The sequence below is a fragment of the Pseudomonas sp. RA_5y_Pfl1_P24 genome (assembly GCF_963970945.1).
GTDB lineage: Bacteria > Pseudomonadota > Gammaproteobacteria > Pseudomonadales > Pseudomonadaceae > Aquipseudomonas > Aquipseudomonas tritici.
Genome location: NZ_CAXAOJ010000024.1, coordinates 47,901 through 64,048 on the forward strand (window position 1 = coordinate 47,901; position 16,148 = coordinate 64,048).

General features: G+C 59.1%; 18 protein-coding genes. 11 read left to right on the forward strand and 7 right to left on the reverse strand.

Translation table 11 applies throughout. The features are described from left to right. The first annotated feature begins 15 nt into the window (after window positions 1-15). The 9 genes from AACY30_RS26785 (at window position 16) to AACY30_RS26825 (ending at window position 6,761) form a co-directional block, all read left to right on the forward strand. Entirely contained in the window at window positions 16-489 is a 474-nt protein-coding gene (locus tag AACY30_RS26785; protein ID WP_339541413.1) for an RDD family protein, read from the forward strand. A 7-nt stretch (window positions 490-496) separates the two neighbouring features. After that, window positions 497-931, forward strand: coding sequence for an RDD family protein (locus AACY30_RS26790; protein ID WP_339438820.1), 435 nt, complete (start codon window positions 497-499; stop codon window positions 929-931). A gap of 303 nt (window positions 932-1,234) precedes the next feature. Beyond that, window positions 1,235-1,816: a hypothetical protein gene (locus AACY30_RS26795; RefSeq protein WP_339419838.1), complete on the forward strand. Its 582-nt coding sequence runs from the start codon at window positions 1,235-1,237 to the stop codon at window positions 1,814-1,816. Window positions 1,817-1,856: 40 nt separating this feature from the next. Further along, window positions 1,857-2,537: a CsgG/HfaB family protein gene (locus AACY30_RS26800; protein WP_339541414.1), complete on the forward strand. Its 681-nt coding sequence runs from the start codon at window positions 1,857-1,859 to the stop codon at window positions 2,535-2,537. Window positions 2,538-2,566: 29 nt separating this feature from the next. Then, on the forward strand, window positions 2,567-2,929 hold the full coding sequence (locus AACY30_RS26805) for a DUF4810 domain-containing protein (protein ID WP_339419840.1): 363 nt from the start codon (window positions 2,567-2,569) through the stop codon (window positions 2,927-2,929). Next, window positions 2,926-3,576, forward strand: coding sequence for a DUF799 domain-containing protein (locus AACY30_RS26810; protein ID WP_339419841.1), 651 nt, complete (start codon window positions 2,926-2,928; stop codon window positions 3,574-3,576). Before AACY30_RS26805 ends, AACY30_RS26810 begins: the two co-directional genes overlap by 4 nt. A gap of 249 nt (window positions 3,577-3,825) precedes the next feature. Next, a complete protein-coding gene (locus tag AACY30_RS26815) occupies window positions 3,826-5,448 on the forward strand; it encodes a vWA domain-containing protein (RefSeq protein WP_339541415.1) in 1,623 nt (540 codons plus the stop codon). A gap of 150 nt (window positions 5,449-5,598) precedes the next feature. Continuing rightward, window positions 5,599-6,171 (forward strand): RNA polymerase sigma factor, encoded by a 573-nt coding sequence (locus tag AACY30_RS26820; protein WP_339541416.1) that lies wholly within the window; start codon window positions 5,599-5,601, stop codon window positions 6,169-6,171. After that, window positions 6,168-6,761: a hypothetical protein gene (locus AACY30_RS26825; protein ID WP_339541417.1), complete on the forward strand. Its 594-nt coding sequence runs from the start codon at window positions 6,168-6,170 to the stop codon at window positions 6,759-6,761. The genes AACY30_RS26820 and AACY30_RS26825 overlap by 4 nt, the downstream gene beginning before the upstream one ends. Before the next feature lie 667 nt (window positions 6,762-7,428). Here the strand turns inward: AACY30_RS26825 and AACY30_RS26830 are convergent. Genes AACY30_RS26830 through AACY30_RS26860 form a run of 7 tightly spaced genes read right to left on the reverse strand, consistent with a single transcriptional unit; the run spans window position 7,429 to window position 13,726 of the window. Then, window positions 7,429-8,799, reverse strand: a complete 1,371-nt coding sequence (locus AACY30_RS26830; RefSeq protein ID WP_339541418.1) for an ATP-binding protein — start codon at window positions 8,797-8,799, stop codon at window positions 7,429-7,431. Next, on the reverse strand, window positions 8,799-9,458 hold the full coding sequence (locus tag AACY30_RS26835; RefSeq protein WP_339469072.1) for a response regulator: 660 nt from the start codon (window positions 9,456-9,458) through the stop codon (window positions 8,799-8,801). Before AACY30_RS26835 ends, AACY30_RS26830 begins: the two co-directional genes overlap by 1 nt. 11 nt (window positions 9,459-9,469) lie before the next feature. Next, window positions 9,470-10,114, reverse strand: a complete 645-nt coding sequence (locus AACY30_RS26840; protein ID WP_339420576.1) for a tetratricopeptide repeat protein — start codon at window positions 10,112-10,114, stop codon at window positions 9,470-9,472. Then, the gene (locus AACY30_RS26845; protein ID WP_339541419.1) at window positions 10,111-10,920 is read right to left on the reverse strand and encodes an SDR family oxidoreductase; all 810 of its coding nucleotides are present in this window, start codon (window positions 10,918-10,920) and stop codon (window positions 10,111-10,113) included. Before AACY30_RS26845 ends, AACY30_RS26840 begins: the two co-directional genes overlap by 4 nt. Beyond that, entirely contained in the window at window positions 10,907-11,581 is a 675-nt protein-coding gene (locus AACY30_RS26850) for a TenA family transcriptional regulator (protein ID WP_339469073.1), read from the reverse strand. Before AACY30_RS26850 ends, AACY30_RS26845 begins: the two co-directional genes overlap by 14 nt. Further along, entirely contained in the window at window positions 11,578-13,059 is a 1,482-nt protein-coding gene (locus AACY30_RS26855; RefSeq protein WP_339469075.1) for an AMP-binding protein, read from the reverse strand. The genes AACY30_RS26850 and AACY30_RS26855 overlap by 4 nt, the downstream gene beginning before the upstream one ends. Then, window positions 13,049-13,726 (reverse strand): thermostable hemolysin, encoded by a 678-nt coding sequence (locus AACY30_RS26860; RefSeq protein WP_339541420.1) that lies wholly within the window; start codon window positions 13,724-13,726, stop codon window positions 13,049-13,051. Before AACY30_RS26860 ends, AACY30_RS26855 begins: the two co-directional genes overlap by 11 nt. Before the next feature lie 189 nt (window positions 13,727-13,915). Here AACY30_RS26860 and AACY30_RS26865 point away from each other — a divergent pair, with 189 nt between their 5' ends. Both AACY30_RS26865 and AACY30_RS26870 read left to right on the forward strand, forming a co-directional pair. Then, the gene (locus AACY30_RS26865) at window positions 13,916-14,464 is read left to right on the forward strand and encodes a cytochrome b (protein WP_339469077.1); all 549 of its coding nucleotides are present in this window, start codon (window positions 13,916-13,918) and stop codon (window positions 14,462-14,464) included. A 355-nt stretch (window positions 14,465-14,819) separates the two neighbouring features. Next, window positions 14,820-16,025: an aldose 1-epimerase family protein gene (locus tag AACY30_RS26870; protein ID WP_339541421.1), complete on the forward strand. Its 1,206-nt coding sequence runs from the start codon at window positions 14,820-14,822 to the stop codon at window positions 16,023-16,025. Window positions 16,026-16,148: the final 123 nt, after the last annotated feature.

Consider the following 16,148-nt stretch of genomic DNA (forward strand, 5'->3'; position numbering starts at 1 on the left):
TTGGAGTAATCCTGTATGGACGCAAATAGCACCCATAAACGCCCGACAATCCTGGCCAGCATTGGCCGTCGCCTGGCCGCACGCATGATCGACTGCGCCATCGCGGTGCTGATTTTTTTCATCGTCAAATATGTCGCAGAGGCGTTGTTTGCCTATGTCCCTGGGGTGACGCCCAAGGCCGGTTTCCTCTGCGCGTTTTTTGCGGGCTTTGCCTACTTCCTGCTGGCCGATGCACTCCCCAACGGCCAGAGCCTGGGCAAGCGCCTGCTGAGCATTGCCACGGTTGACCGCAAGACCCTCAAGGGTTGCAGCGTTTCCCAGTCGTTCACGCGTAACTCCGGTGCACTGGTGGTCATCGATTGGGTGTGGATACTCATGGAATCGAGGACACGCCTGGGCGACATGTTCGCCAAGACCATCGTGATCCAGACCGGTAACCTGACGAGCGTTCGCAGCCTGGCGGATATTTATGACAAAGGCAGGGGATAAGCACGTTATGAACGATTCAGCATCGGCGGCAGAAACCTGGAACCTCGCCAGCCCGTTCAGGCGGCTGCTCGGCTATGTCGTCGATATGGCCGTGGTGTTTTTCCTGCTGTTTTTGATCCGCAACCTGGACTACGTGTATCTGTCTTTGCACTCAGTGGTGGGCCCGCTGTTTTTTGATGGCATCCGCTATGTGCTGATGTTTTTAGCCTTCGCGTACTTTCTGTTTTGCGATGCCTTGCCCAAAGGCCAGAGCCTGGGTAAGCGGGTGTGCCGCACGGCGGTGGTGGGTTACCCGTATCCAACGAAGTGCACGCTGTTTCAATCGTTTCTGCGTAATGTTCCGAAGCTGCTGTTCAGTATGCTGGACGGTCTTTTTGTGCTGTTCGGGTTGCGCCGTCGATTGGGCGACATGTTGGCCAAGACGATTGTGATCAACACTTGAGCAGAGCGGCCTAACTCCTTGCCGTCCTTGTCCTTGAACACCGTTTCGAGGGTAAAAATGTTCTTCGCAGTGGTAGGGGATGATGCAGAACGTGAATGCATTTTTTATTTGATCGATGCAGGCTAATAGCCATCATTGTTTTTGTTTTGCTGACAACGTCTTAGGACATTTCTCCACGGACTTGGGCGTGAGTGCCAGTAAAACGGCGCAGCGCGGGCGTCAAAACAACTTGAGAACGGCTTTTAACTCCGTAAAATGCCGCGATTGTTTAAAGCACGATACTTTTCAGGGACGAATTCAGACATGCGCCTGTTTGCCGTATTTCTTGCGGCCTGCCTCATGGCGGGCTGTGCTTCCAAGCCGGATTACTACATCTCACCGACGCCGGTTACCATCCCCAAGACTGCAACTTACTGGCTCGACACCTTCGATGTTGAGGTGGTGGGCAAGAACGAACGCTTCCTGTCGGATGACAAAGTGCGCCAGCAACTCGGTGTCGATCTGATCGACCGCCTGCTCAAGGCCAAGCGCTACGCCAGCAGCAAGGACAAGGCCGACTACCTGCTGGATGTGAATGTCATCTATACCCGGCGCATACAAGACACCCAAGGCGGTTTCATGACGGCCATCGTCGATGACAAGACCATCCTCGCCAGTGTCGACTTCAACTACCTCGTCAAGATCAAGAAAGCCGGCGCCGAGGTGCTGCATTTCTCTCAGGCTCGCCAAGGGCTGATGCCAGGCGGGTACAAGGGCGACTGGCAGAACATGAAAACGATGGCCGGGGTGCTGACCAACTCTGGCAACTCCAGCGTCGAGACTTTCTACACCGGATTATTGAGCCGATTCATCGTTGACGACCTGCGCGACATTCCGTCCCGCTAGCGTTAGCCGCCGCACCCGATTTCCCACTTAGGAGCACCCTGTGAACACACTGTCCAAAATCCTGCTGTCCGGCCTCACCGCCGCAGCGCTGCTGACCGTGGCCGGTTGCGCCACCGAGAGCAACCGCGCGCTGCCGGTGGAACAAGTCGCCAGCGCCAACGTTGCCTATTCCGGCGTGCGTGTACCGATTGCCGTGGGCAAGTTCGACAACCGCTCCAGCTACATGCGCGGCATCTTCTCCGACGGCGTCGACCGCCTCGGTGGCCAAGCCAAGACCATCCTGATCACCCACTTGCAGCAGACCAACCGCTTCAGCGTGCTGGACCGCGACAACATGGGCGAAATCTCCCAGGAAGCCGCGATCAAAGGTACCGCGCAGAAGCTCAAGGGCGCTGATTACGTGGTGACCGGCGATGTGACCGAGTTCGGCCGCAAAGAAACCGGCGACCGCCAGCTGTTCGGCATCCTCGGCCGAGGCAAGACCCAGGTGGCCTACGCCAAAGTCGCGCTGAATATCGTCAACATCAGCACCTCCGAAGTGGTGTATTCCACCCAGGGCGCCGGTGAATACGCGCTGTCCAACCGTGAAGTCGTCGGCTTCGGCGGCACCGCCAGCTACGACTCCACCCTCAATGGCAAGGTCCTCGACCTGGCCATGCGCGAAGCGATCAATCGCCTTGTCGACGGCATCAACGCCGGCGCCTGGAACCCACGCAACTGATCAGCAGCACCTCAAGGAGCAGTACACGGATGAGCAAGGCAGTTAAGTTGGCGCTGATGCTGACAGCAGTTGCGGCGGTTGCCGGGTGCCAGACGGCGCCCCAGCCCCTGTATCAATGGGAAAGCTACCAGCCGCAGGTTTACGAGTACTTCAAGGGCGAGCCCAAGGAAGCGCAGGTCGAGGCGTTGGAGCGGGATCTGCAGAAGATCAACGCCAGCGGCCGCAAGGCCCCGCCGGGTTACCATGCCCACTTGGGCATGCTGTACCTGAGCATGGGCAAGGATGACCAGATGGTGCAGGAATTCCGCACCGAGAAGGCGTTGTTCCCTGAGTCCGCCACCTACATGGATTTCCTGCTGAAAAACGCCAAGACCGGAGTCGCCACTAAATGAGCCTGTTAAAACTCACTGGCGCCCTGCTGGCCCTGGCTTTGCTCGGCGGTTGCGCGGCCCCCAAGACGATTGATTACACGGCGTACAAACAGTCGCGACCCAAGTCGATCCTGGTACTGCCGCCGATCAATGAATCGCCGGAAGTGCAGGCGTCCTACAGCCTGGTTTCGCAAGTGACCTACCCGCTGGCCGAAGCCGGTTACTACGTGTTGCCGATCGCCCTGGTGGACGAAACCTTCCGCCAGAACGGCCTGACCACCGCCAACGATATCCAGGGCGTGGCACCGGCCAAGCTGCATGACATCTTTGGTGCGGACGCGGCGCTGTACATCACCGTTACCAATTACGGCACCAAGTACATGCTGATCTCCAGCGACACCTCCGTCACGGCCTCGGCCAAACTGGTCGACCTGCGCACCGGCACCACCCTGTGGACCGGCTCTGCGCATGCTTCCAGCGAGGAAGGCAACAACAACGGCGGCGGCCTGGTCGGCATGCTGATCACCGCGGCGGTCAAACAGGTGATCAACAGCTCCACCGATGCGGCGCACCCGATTGCCGGTATCACCAGTGCGCGGTTGTTGTCGCCAGGGCAGCGCGCGGGGATCCTGTACGGTCCGCGTAACCCCAAGTACGGCACGGACTGATCCCCAGGTTCTGTGCACACCACACATCCACTGTGGGCACCGGCCCATGTGGGAGCTGGCTAGCCTGCGATAGCATCACCTCGGTCTAACTGAAAAACCGAGGCGCCTGCATCGCAGGCAAGCCAGCTCCCACACAAAGCCTGCTCCCACAGTAGATGGGTGGTGTTATTCCGAATCAGGTTTAACCCGAACCCTCCACACCTTGCGTCTGACCTTGTGAACGGATCATTCATTCACGAGGTTCAGCCCATGTCCCGTCCTCTGCTCTTCCTGCGTCCTACTGCCCAGGGCTTCGCCGTTACTCTGCTGGTAACGCTGGCCGGCTGCGGGCTGTCTTCATCCCCTGAACTGGCCAAGCCGGCTGAACCCGTCGCCGAACTGCAACGCGTGCAAGTCCAAGGCGCCGCGGTCAAAAAAATGGCCATGCCTGCGCCCATGCTGATGCGTGAGACGGCCACCCTGGAGTACCGCAGCGAGCCCCGCGAGCAATACGAAAACCTGCCGGACAACCCGGTGCATCGTGTCGCTGAAACACCCGTCTCCACCTTCAGCGCTGACGTCGACACCGGCAGCTACGCCAACGTAAGACGATTCCTTAACCAAGGCAGCTTGCCGCCCGAAGGTGCTGTGCGACTGGAGGAAATGGTCAATTATTTCCCCTACAGTTATGCACTGCCCACCGATGGCTCGCCCTTTGGCGTGACCACCGAAGTGGCCGCCACGCCGTGGAACCCACGTACCCAACTGCTGCGAATCGGCATCAAGGCGTCCGACCGCGCCGTGGCGGACCTGGCGCCAGCCAACCTGGTATTTCTGGTGGATGTGTCCGGCTCCATGGACCGCCGCGAAGGCTTGCCGCTGGTAAAAAGCACCCTGAAATTGCTGGTGGATCAGTTGCGTGAACAGGACCGTGTTTCGCTGGTGGTCTATGCCGGTGAGTCCCGCGTGGTGCTCAAGCCCACCTCCGGTCGCGACAAGGTGAAGATCCGCAATGCGATCGAGCAACTGACTGCGGGTGGCTCCACAGCCGGTGCATCCGGCATCGAATTGGCCTACCAGATGGCCCGCGAAGGCTTTATCGACAAGGGCATCAACCGCATCCTGCTGGCCACCGACGGTGACTTCAACGTGGGCATCAGTGACTTCGACAGTCTCAAGCAGATGGCCGCGTCGCAGCGCAAAAGCGGCGTATCCCTGACCACCCTGGGGTTTGGCGTGGATAACTACAACGAACACCTGATGGAGCAACTGGCCGACGCGGGCGACGGTAACTACGCCTACATCGACAACTTGCGCGAAGCCCGCAAAGTGTTGGTCGACCAACTCAGCTCGACCCTGGCCGTGGTCGCGCGGGATGTGAAATTGCAGGTGGAGTTCAACCCCGCGCGTGTCAGCGAATATCGCCTGCTTGGCTATGAAAACCGCGCCCTGAAGCGTGAGGACTTCAACAACGACAAGGTCGACGCCGGTGAAATCGGTGCAGGGCACACGGTAACTGCGTTGTACGAGATTGTGCCGAAGGGCGAGAAGGGTTGGTTGGAGCCGTTACGCTACGCTGCTGCGCCTGCAGGCGAGGGTAAGTCCGGTGAGCTGGCGATGTTGCGTGTGCGCTACAAGCCCGCTGCGGGCGGTGAAAGCCAGTTGATCGCGCGGCCCATCAGCACCGAATCCACCAAGGCCAGCGACGACCTGCGCTTTGCGGCGGCCGTGGCAGCGTTCGCCCAACAGCTCAAGGGCGATGGCCGCTACACTGGCAGCATGAGCCTGCAAGACACCGCCGCGCTGGCCCGCTCGGCCCGAGGCGATGACCCGTTCGGGTTGCGCAGCGAGTTTGTGCAACTGGTAGAGCTGGCGCAGGGCCTCAAACACTGATCGCGTATGCAGCGACGATCCAATGTGGGAGCTGGCTTGCCTGCGATGCAAGCGACTCGGTCCATCAGAGACACCGAGCTGATGCCATCGCAGGCAAGCCAACTCCCACAGGGGTTCTGTTTTACTGGCTAGAAGGAGTTCGCCACTTAGATGGCCGTACCAGATGCTTCACCCAGCGACGAATCGCTGCTGGCCCGCTACCGAACCGGTGACGCTGCCGCGTTTGAAGCGCTGTATGCGCGGCACCGCCAGGGCCTGTACCGCTTCCTCGTGTCCTTGAGCAACAAGACCGAACTGGCCGAGGAAATCTACCAGGAAACCTGGCTCAGCCTGATCCGCAGCGCCACCCAGCCACAAGGCCGGGCGAGTTTTCGCACATGGCTGTTCCAGATTGCCCGCAACCGCCTGATCGACCATTGGCGCAAGCACGGCATCCACAACCCGCTGCACGACAGCTACGACGAGCAACTGCACGCCCAGGCCGACGACAGCGCCGGCCCCGAACAGCAATTGAGCCTGAGCCGCGACCAGGCGCGCCTCGAGGCCGCGCTGCAAGACCTGCCCGAAGACCAGCGCGAAGTCTTCCTGCTGCGCTTGCATGGCGACCTCGAAGTGCCGCAAATCGCCGCCCTCACTGGCGCCCCGCTGGAAACCGTAAAAAGCCGCCTGCGTTACGCCCAGCAGAAACTGCGCCGCCTGCTGGCCGAGGAGATAACCGCATGACCGACTCCCGACACACCCCGGATCCTGACGACGTACTCATCCAGCACTTTCGTCAACACAGCACCGGCGAGCCGCCCGCGTCCCTCGACGCCTTCATCCTCAACGCCGCCCGCCGCGAAGCCCCGGTGCCGCAGCCGAGCTTATGGCAGCGTTGGGTGCGAGCGTGCCAGCAGCCACGCTGGCAGATGGCGTTTGCCACTGTCGCAGGCTTGGCCCTGATGATCGGTGTGGTAACACGTTCACCCGTGCCGCAACCCGAAATCTCCACCGCGACCTTCTCCGCACTTCATGAGGAAGCTTCGCGCCCGGCCCCGCCAGCAATGTCCGCGCCTGCGCCAGTGGCCCGAATGGCCGTCGCGCCCCAGGCCGAGCATGCGCAAGTCATGGGCTCGATGGCTGATGAGTCGAGCGCCAAGCTCAGCAAGCGCGCGCCGGTGGCGTTGCCTTCGTTGGAGGAGGGGTTGCAGGAGATTGCGAGGCTGCGTGAGGCGGGAGAAAGCAAAGCGGCAGATGAATACCTGCTAGCACTCTACAAGCGTTTCCCCGAAGAAGATTTACCTGCGCGGTTGGAGGCACTGCAAAAGCGCTAAGCGGACGCGCTCGTTTTGAACTCTCCGGAGACTCCGGAGAGTTCAAAAACAAAAAAGCCCCAGGCCTTTTGACCTGGGGCTGTTTCATCATATCTGGTGCCCTGTCGGGATTCGAACCCACGACGCCTGCTTTCAGAGCCCTAAAAGTCGACGTTTAGAATCAATGCGTTAGCGGGGATTAGCTGGGGAATCAATGGGTTGTAGTAGCCAAGCTTAGCTGGTTTTCGCTGTCGTTAGCGGGGCGAGTGTCCCAAGGATCGGCCTGAGTGATGCAACCAATCCAAGCGGCCCACGTAAACGGCCGCAACTGGCCGAGGCTGTGTAAAAACGTTTTCGAGCACGTCAGGTACTCACCACGGGACTGCAAATCGCGCTTCTACGCGAAACCTATATCTGCTGACGTGCCGATACATTTCAGATTTAACGTAGACGCGCACACTTCAATTTTGGCGAAGCGTTTTTACACCCTCTGGGCCAAAAGAAGACGCTGGTGGGAGCCTGCTCTCGAGCTAAAACGGATGCTGTGGACAAACCGCCAAACACCATCACAGCAGTGATTGCGTTTAAAAGTCCCGGATATCTTTCACCAGCCTGAACGTGGGGCCTTGCCATCCCTTACGATGTTTACCGTCTTTACGACACGAAAAAATCATTTGATGCTTTGCGGTTATTCTTTGGCTGGAATTGATAACGTAGCCCTCAAACCTCCCTCGGCCCGGTTTACCAGTGCGATACGCCCGTTCAAGCGCATGGCGATTGTGTTGACGATGGTTAGCCCCAAACCGGCTCCTTGCGCCGTTCCACGGCTATAGAAGCGCTCAAACAATCGCTCTCTACATGACTCATCAATTCCCGGCCCCTGGTCGTCGACGGTCAAATGACAGAAGCCATCAGCCTGGTTCAGTTGCACAGCGATTACCCCGTGTTCGGGAGAGAAATTGGCTGCGTTTGTGATCAGGTTGCCCAGCGCGATGTCGATGGCGGAGGGGTTAGCGAATACATAAAATGGCTGGTCGCTGACATCGAATATCAGTTCAAGGTTTTTGCTCAACAACCACGGTGTCAGTTGCACGAGACTATTACGCACGGTTTCGCTGAGGTCGATGCGCTGTAGCGGTGGCGGATTGGGTTGGGGCTCCAGTCGCGCCATGGTCAGTAACTGGTTGACCAGTCGGCTGGTGCGATCAACGCCTGAGATAAGGAATTCCAGCGATTCTCGACGTTCCTGTTCTGTGCCTGCCTCCAGCAGGTTTTGCGCGTGCACTCGCAGCACGGCGAGTGGCGTACGCATTTCGTGGGCTGCGTCGGCAATGAAGCGTCGTTCACGGCCAAGCACTTCTTGAATCTGCGCGAGCATGCGGTTGAGCGCCGCCTGCATGGGCTCAAGTTCGCTGGGCAACGGTGCCAGTTGCAACGGCTCAAGTGAGCCGCTGTTGCGGGCACGTAGGGTCTCGGCCATGTTTGCCAAAGGCTTCAAGCCCCAGCCTATAGCGAGCCAGACCATCGCCGCGAGCAGTAAACTGCCGACGATGTTCGGCCATAGCGTATGACGCACGATGCGGTCGACCAGATCAGCGCGCACATCATCGAGCTCGCCAACCCAGATGCGCATGCCGTTTTGTGGGTCTTCAAGGAGAAAGGCGCGCCAATGACGATGGTTCACATCCACCACAGCACTGAAACCCGGTTGCGTCGGCGGTGAACTGAAGGACGGCGCGCTGGCGGTGTGCACCAACACCTCCCCGCCAGCGCTCCATACCTGAAAAGCAATTTTCCGTTCGTATGGATGACCATCGCCGCGCGGCAGCGCTTCGCCCAGTGCGCTATTGAAGGCCCGGTACAGTTCGGCGTGTTGCTTGCTCCCCAGCGGCATGCGCATCACGCCTTGCAATAAGCGCGCGTTCTGCGCCAGTTGAGCATCGTAAACCTCGGCGATTTCATGATTACTATCGTGCAGATTGAAGAGGCTGAGCACCGCCAGACCGGCCAGCAGCAGGCCAATGATCAGCGTCAATGTACGGCGACGGATCGAAGTCATCAGCGTTCCTCCACCAGATAGCCCACACCCCGAATGGTACGGATCAGCTCAGTAGAGAACTTTTTGCGCAGGTGATAGATGTGCACTTCCAGAGTGTTACTTTCCGCTTCTTCACTCCAGCCATAGAGCAGTTGAATCAGTTGATCTCGAGTCATCACCCGGCCCGGAGGTGAGAGCAGTTCATGCAGCAACTGATACTCCTTGGGCGTCAGTGCTACGGGATGGCCCTGGTAGCTGACCTGCTGGGTGCCGGGGTTGAGGATGATGCCGGCATGTTCGATCAGCGCTTGCGCGCGTCCGGCACTGCGCCGCAACAGCGCTCGCAATCGCGCCTTGAGTTCGGCCAGGTCGAACGGTTTGATCAGGTAGTCGTCGGCACCGGCATCCAGCCCCGCAATGCGATCTTCGGTTGCATCGCGGGCGGTGAGAATCAACACCGGCAGGTTCGAGCCGCTGTCGCGCAGGCGCCGCAGCACTTCGAGACCGTCCATGCGTGGCAAACCGAGATCCAGCACAGCGACATCGAACGTTTCGCTGAGCAGAGCATGCAGCGCGCTGCTGCCGTCCTTGAGCCAATCGACGGTGTAGCCTTCGCGCCCCAGCGCTTGATGGATGCCTTCACCTAGCGCCACATCATCCTCAATCAGTAATAAACGCACGCGGACTCCTGTCAGTCGAGTTTCTTGTTGACGTCCACCAGCAGAGTGGCGATCTCTTTGCGGCGTCCCGCATCTGCCGTTTCACGGCCGGGACGCGGCGCCGCTTGCAGGGCTTTTTGCAGCGCCGCTTTTGCTTCAGCGTAGTGTTTCTGACGGTAGAGGTGATCGCCCCAGAAGTATAGGCTGTCGATGCCATCGGGGTTGAGTTGCAGCGCCTGCTTGAGCAGCTGTTCAGATTTGTCGCTGTCGCCAAAACCGATAGGCCAGCCGGGCACACGATCATACAGCGCCGCCAGGCTGGTATAGGCCGAGCCTTGCAGAGCCTTGGGGTCGAGGGTCAGGGACTTCTCCAGGTCGGCCTTAGCGTCCTTGGCTTTGCCCAGCGCTCCGAGTCCGCCTTCGGCGCCGGCCCAGCTGCTGGTGACAATGCCTTTCCAGATCCAGGCTTCGGCCACCGCCGGGCGCTGCGCAGTGAACGCCTGGGTTTCGCTGGACAACTGCTCGAACGCGGCGGCGCGCTGTTTCTCCGCCACTTCATATTGGATGTGCGCCCAGGTTTGTTGAATGCTGCTCAGGCGCTGCTGGTCGGCGGCCTCCAGGGCCCAAACGCTTTGGCTGAGGGTTGCTATCAACAGGCACGCGAAGATTTTTTTCATGGCTTGAGGGTCTCGTTTTCGGGTTTTTCGCTGAAGCGACGGATCAGGGGCAACTGCTTGCGCAGCCCTCGGTCGACCAGTTGCGGCAGTAGATTGTTGAGGCGCACGAAGAAGCGTTCGGGCCATCCCAGATACAGGTCGCGGCGGTCACCGGCAATCGCGTGGATCACCGCCGAGGCCACGGTTTGCGGATCATCAACGTTGGCCTTGAGCGCGTCGTTCAGGGCTTGCGCCGTCGCGCTGTTCATCGACGTGCGGGTGGCCCGCGGTGCGACGTAGAGCACGCTGACCCGGGTGTCGGCCAGCTCTCGGCGCAACGCTTCGGAAAATCCGCGCAGGGCAAACTTGGTCGCGCAATAGCTGGCGTAACCGGCATAGCCGATCGAGCCATAGGTCGAGCCGACGTTAACTACCATGGCGCTATCGGCCTGCTTGAGTAGCGGCAGCAATAGCTTGGTCAGGCAGATCGGCGCGTTGATGTTCACCGCGAGCATCGCATTGATATCACTGTCTTCTAGCTGTTCGAGCATAGCGAAGTGGTTCACCCCGGCGGCGTTGATCAACAGATTGACTCCGCCCATTTCTTCGGCGGCGGCGAGTACTTTGCGTTTGTCGCTTGGGAGTGTCAGGTCAGCCGCGACCCAGCACAGGGCGTCAGGGTAGCGTTTGAGCAGTGGAGCCAAGGCTTCCTGATGCCGTGCCACGGCCAATACTCGAGCACCGGCGGCGCACACGGCTTCGGCGATAGCCATGCCGATACCGCCACTAGCACCGGTCAAGACCACGCGCGCGTTACGCAGCTGCATGTTCGGTCTCCGCGTCACGCGGCAGGCCACGAAACATGTCGGTGTACAGTCGGTACACGACTTTTGAAGCATGAATCACTGCTGATTGATCCTCAGGATCTTCCAATTGGTTCATCAGGCGGCGATAGGTTTGCATGTGTTCGATGTCTAGCGAACCGTGAGAGCTCAGGTAACTGAAGGCGGTTTCCGGCAACGCCAGGCGCTCCCTAATGCTCCCTGCCGCATGTGTGGCCAGGGCGATACTCGTGCCTTCGAGGACATTGACCATGCCAAATAGACCCACCGGGTTGCCTCGGGCAATCAGGTCATAAAGGAAGCTCACCATCAGCTCAATCGGCAGCGAAGGCTGGCCATCATGCACGGCCTTGGCATCACCTCCGCAGGCCGCAATGTCGTTGAGTACCCATTGTTCGTGGCCGTATTCGTCTTCGATGTACTCGCACACAGCTTTGCGCAACCATTCCAGACGCGTCGGCAAACGTGCGCCGCATGCCATCATCAATGGCACGGTGTGGCGCACGTGATAGTAAGCCTGTGCGAGAAAAGCCCGATAGCTATCGAGGCTAACCTTACCGTGCAACGCATCGTGGATAATCGGCAGGTTAAACAGCTCGTCGCGTTCACGCTGTGTGGCTTCTTGCAGGGTGTCGAAAAAACTCATGATGCGGATTCCTCTCGGACAACGGATTCGGTCAATTGGGCGTGGTACTGCGTGACGATGGCGTCGCGGCGTGGGCGGCCATTGGCGGTTAGAAAGCCATTGGCCGCAGTGAAGGGTTGTGGCAGACGCGTCCACTGATGCACCTGTGCGTAATCGGGCAATGCCTCGTTGGCTTCGGCGACGGCAGCGGCTAGTTCGGCATCGGTGCAGTCCGGGCGATGCGGCCAGAGCAGGGCGTGATTGCGCGGCAAGGACTCACCGTAAACGAACGCCTGGGCGATGTGGCGGCGCTGGGTCAGCTCGGACTCGACCCATTCCGGGTTGACGTTGCGCCCGTAACTGGTGACGAACTGATGCTTCTTGCGCCCCTTGAGATAAAGAAAACCTTCCGGGTCGAACTCGCCCAGGTCGCCGCTCGGCCACCACTCATCGGCGTACGATGTGTCCCCTAGATAGCCGAGCAGCGTCGAGCCCTTGATTAGCACTTCACCGTCTTCGGCCAACCGCACGTCGACATGGGGCAGCGGTCGACCGACGCTGCCGGGTCTGAGTGCGCCGGGGCGGTTGAGGCACACCACTGACGCGCATTCGGATAAACCGTAACCTTCAAAAACCGGTAGGCCGACCCGTTGCGCACGGTCCAGCAAATCTTTGGAAACTCTTGCACCACCGACCGCCGCAAAGCGCAGAGTTTGCGGGGCGAAGGCTTTCTGTTCGGCGGCGCTGACTAGCATCAGCAACAGCTGTGGCACCAGGATAAGACTCTCCGGCGCACGCCCGGCGAGATAACCCAACAGGTGCGGCACATCGACGCCACTGGCGGCCTGAATACCGAGGGTTTTCTGGCTCGGCAAACTGAGCATCGCACCGGCATACAGCGCGGCATAACAGCCTAGGTTCTCCAGTAGTATCGCCAATGGCAGCAGCGCCAAGTGATGTTGCGGGCCGGTGGTTTCGCTCGCCTGATCCAGCTCTCGTGCGACCCGCAGCAAGCTGTCGGCACTCAGGCAAACACCTTTCGGCGTGCCGGTGGTGCCGGACGTGAAGGTCAGTTTGGCGGTGCCAATCGGCATGTGTCTTTGGCTGCTAAAGGCGCGGCACCAGAACTCGCCGCGTTGCTCATAGCCGGCAGCGCGCAGTTCGGGGTCCAACTCCGGTTCGGCAATCACGCGTTCGGCCTGACTCTGCTCCAGGCAATGGGCGCGTTGTGCCGCGCTGAAAAACGGCGGCAGCGTTACGCAGGTCAACCCTTCGAACAACACCGCCAGATCCCAGAGCATTGCGTTGACGCCGTTGTCCAGCGCCAGGGCGACGACTTGCACCTGCTCATCGCGCAGGCGCTCCTGGCGATACAGCACTTCTGCATATACGGTGGCGTAATCGAGTTTCAGCGTGTCGCCCCACAGTGCGGTCGCGTTGTTATTACGCTGGGCGTGCTCGCGCAATGTTTCCTGAAAGCGTTGCAGTTCAAGCGACATGACAGGCTCCTTCAATTGAGGTCGGCAAACCTAGGCGGCTGAACAGGCCGATAGTGCGTAGGTGGACGAACCCGGCGCGGATGTTGCCGACGTGCACCCAGGGTTTGCTCTCGTAATAACTGCCCCAATGTTGGCGCTCGTCGCCCAGTCGATCTGGATCAGCGGCGCACAAGGTCACGGGTTTCAGTCCGAGACGATGGAAGCTGTTGACCAGTCCGATATTGCCAGTGAACGTCACCCATTCCAGGCCACCCATGGCCAGCAAATAGGTGATGGCGATGATGCTCAGGCGCGCGCTGCCGGTGTCGCTGGCCGCCAGATTGCCAACCTCGACAATGGCATTTCGGTCTACCGAGTGATCAGCCGCCGCGCTGATCAAAGGCTCAATTGGTTCATCCAGATACCGCTCCAGAAACAGCGGCTCAAGGTGCGCGCGACGCACGCCGGCCACTGCGCACAATTGGCCCTCACCGTTGTGCATACCGAACAGCTCGGGCATGAAGTGGCGGATGTCGGCGCCGTGGGCCTTGCGAAAACGCTGCTGGATAAAGTCTTCGAACGTCGCTCGCAAAGCGTCGTTCGGCAAAGCACCAGCCAGGGTTAACGGTGACGTTTCAGCCTGGCCGAAATGCAAGGGCAGGGGGATGTTCCAGTCAAAATCGGGCATGGGCCAAACGCCTCCCTCAATGAGTTTGAGCGAAGTATCCAAGCCATTTCTTAACGAAGTCTGAAGGTGAAAAAAGATTAGCCTGTGAGTCGATCTTCAGACTCTCTTAAGATAGAACGAGCAGGGTGACGCAGCCGGTTCAAGGCAACCGGATCAACCGTTCCTCACAACAATCAACAGGCGCTTCTTATGACCAGCGACACCGCCGTAACCCGATATGGAAAACTTTCAATAACCCTGCACTGGCTGATGCTCGCCCTGTTCGTCGGGGTATATGCCTGTGTTGAAATCAAGGGTTATCTGCCCAAAGGCAGCGAAGCGCGGGGTTTGCTCATGGGCTTTCACGGCTTGTTTGGTACAAGCATCTTCGCCCTGGTGTGGGTTCGCCTGGTCGGGCGCCTGAGCCCACGACCACCGATCATCCCAAAACCACCGGCTTGGCAGACCGCTATCGCGCATCTGACACACCTTGCGCTTTACGGGCTGATGATCGCAACGCCCATCCTCGCCTGGCTAATGCTCGCAGCTGGCGATAAGCCGTTCCCTTACTTTGGCTTTCACGTGCCGGCACCGGTAGCCATTGCCCCGGACTTCGCCAAACAGCTGAAGTACTGGCATGAGCTGGTTGGCACTGCAGGATATTGGTTGATTGGTTTGCACGCGGTGGCGGGTCTGTTTCATCACTATTGGATGAAGGACAATACGCTGGAAAGGATGTTGTTTGAGCGAAATTCATGAAGACCGCTATTGGCCGATTCTGTTGAAAAAGTCGGCCTGCCCAAAGTGCCTGATCATTGACCGGTGAAAATGCCTTTTTTGCACGCTGTTACCTGAAATCCGGGTCCGGAAGCCTCTGCCAAAAGTAAAGATTTCAATCTCGGACGCGTACTTTTCTGATGCGCAAACCATGGCCGAATTTTTCAACACAGTCGGCCTGTTGCTGCCTTTCGCGAAGATCAGCTTAGGGCCGATTTTAGCCGGTCACAGAAGGCAGAAATCGGCTATCAGCGACATTACCCTGTCGATCTTTTAGCTTGCTGAAACGTTTCATCAAGTCTATAAAAATGGCACAACTCCAAGAAAGGCTGTCGCCATGACCCCGCTCAAACTTTTTGTTGCCATCAGCGCACTGTCCGCTGCCTCCCACGCCATGGCCTGGGATTACGTTCTGCTCGACACTGACAAAGCCGCCCAGAGCTGGCAGATCACCAGTCAGCAACTCGGAATAAAAACCGACAAACCCTTCAGCGTTACCTTGCGCACGTTGCACGGCGGTCGGCAGGAAGGCGTCAGCATCGTCGACATCGATAACGGCACGATGAAACTCTCGGTAGTGCCGACTCGCGGAATGAACGTCTTGCAGGCCTCGGTTGGCAATGTACGCATGGGCTGGGATTCGCCGGTCAAGGAAGTGGTCAATCCGTCTTTCATCGAACTCAATGGCCGCGGTGGTCTGGGCTGGCTGGAAGGTTTCAATGAGCTGGTCACCCGCTGCGGATACGAATGGGTCGGCCACCCCGGCGTCGACAACGGCGAACTGCTGACCCTGCACGGTCGGGCCGCCAACATTCCTGCGAACAAAGTCACGCTGCATATCGATGAAAAACCACCGTACGCCATTACCCTGCGCGGCGAGCTGAAAGAGCAGGCGTTCAAGAAGGTCGACTTCTCGGTCGCGACCGAACTGGTCACCGAACCCGGCAGCGTCGTGTTCGCCCTCAACGACACCCTGACCAACAACGGCGACTATCCGAAGGAATACCAGGCGCTGTATCACAGCAACTTCAGCACCCCGTTCCTGGAGCAGGGCGCTCGTTTCGCCGCGCCGGTGAAACAGGTGTCGCCGTTCAACGACAAGGCCAAGGACGATCTCCCCGACTGGCAAACCTACCGCGCACCGACCAGGGACTACGACGAAACGGTGTACAACGTGGTGCCGTATGCCGATGCCAAGGGCGATACGTTGACCGTGTTGCATAACAAGGCCGGCAGCCTGGGCGTTTCGGTCGGCTTCAATACCCAGACACTGCCCGTGTTTTCCCTGTGGAAAAACACCGACACCGAAGGCCAGGGCTATGTCACAGGGCTGGAACCGGGGACAAGTTTTTCCTACAACCGCCGTTATCAGCGGCCACTGAATCTAGTACCGACAATTGGGCCCAAGGAACACAAGCAGTTCCGCATCAGCTATAGCTTGTTGGCGGATAAGGCGGCGGTGGATAGAGCCTTGAAGCAGATTAGCGAGATTCAGGGTGGGCGGGAGACTGAGGTACGGCAGACGCCGTTGGTTGATCTGTAAGCGCTCCATAAACCCCACATTCAAAGCGCTGATCTGATCCCGGATGCTGTGCTCCCGATTCCCTCAGGAGCCAGCTCGCCATGATGCGACCCGATGCCAAAGTCGAAAAAGTGTATCTGTACC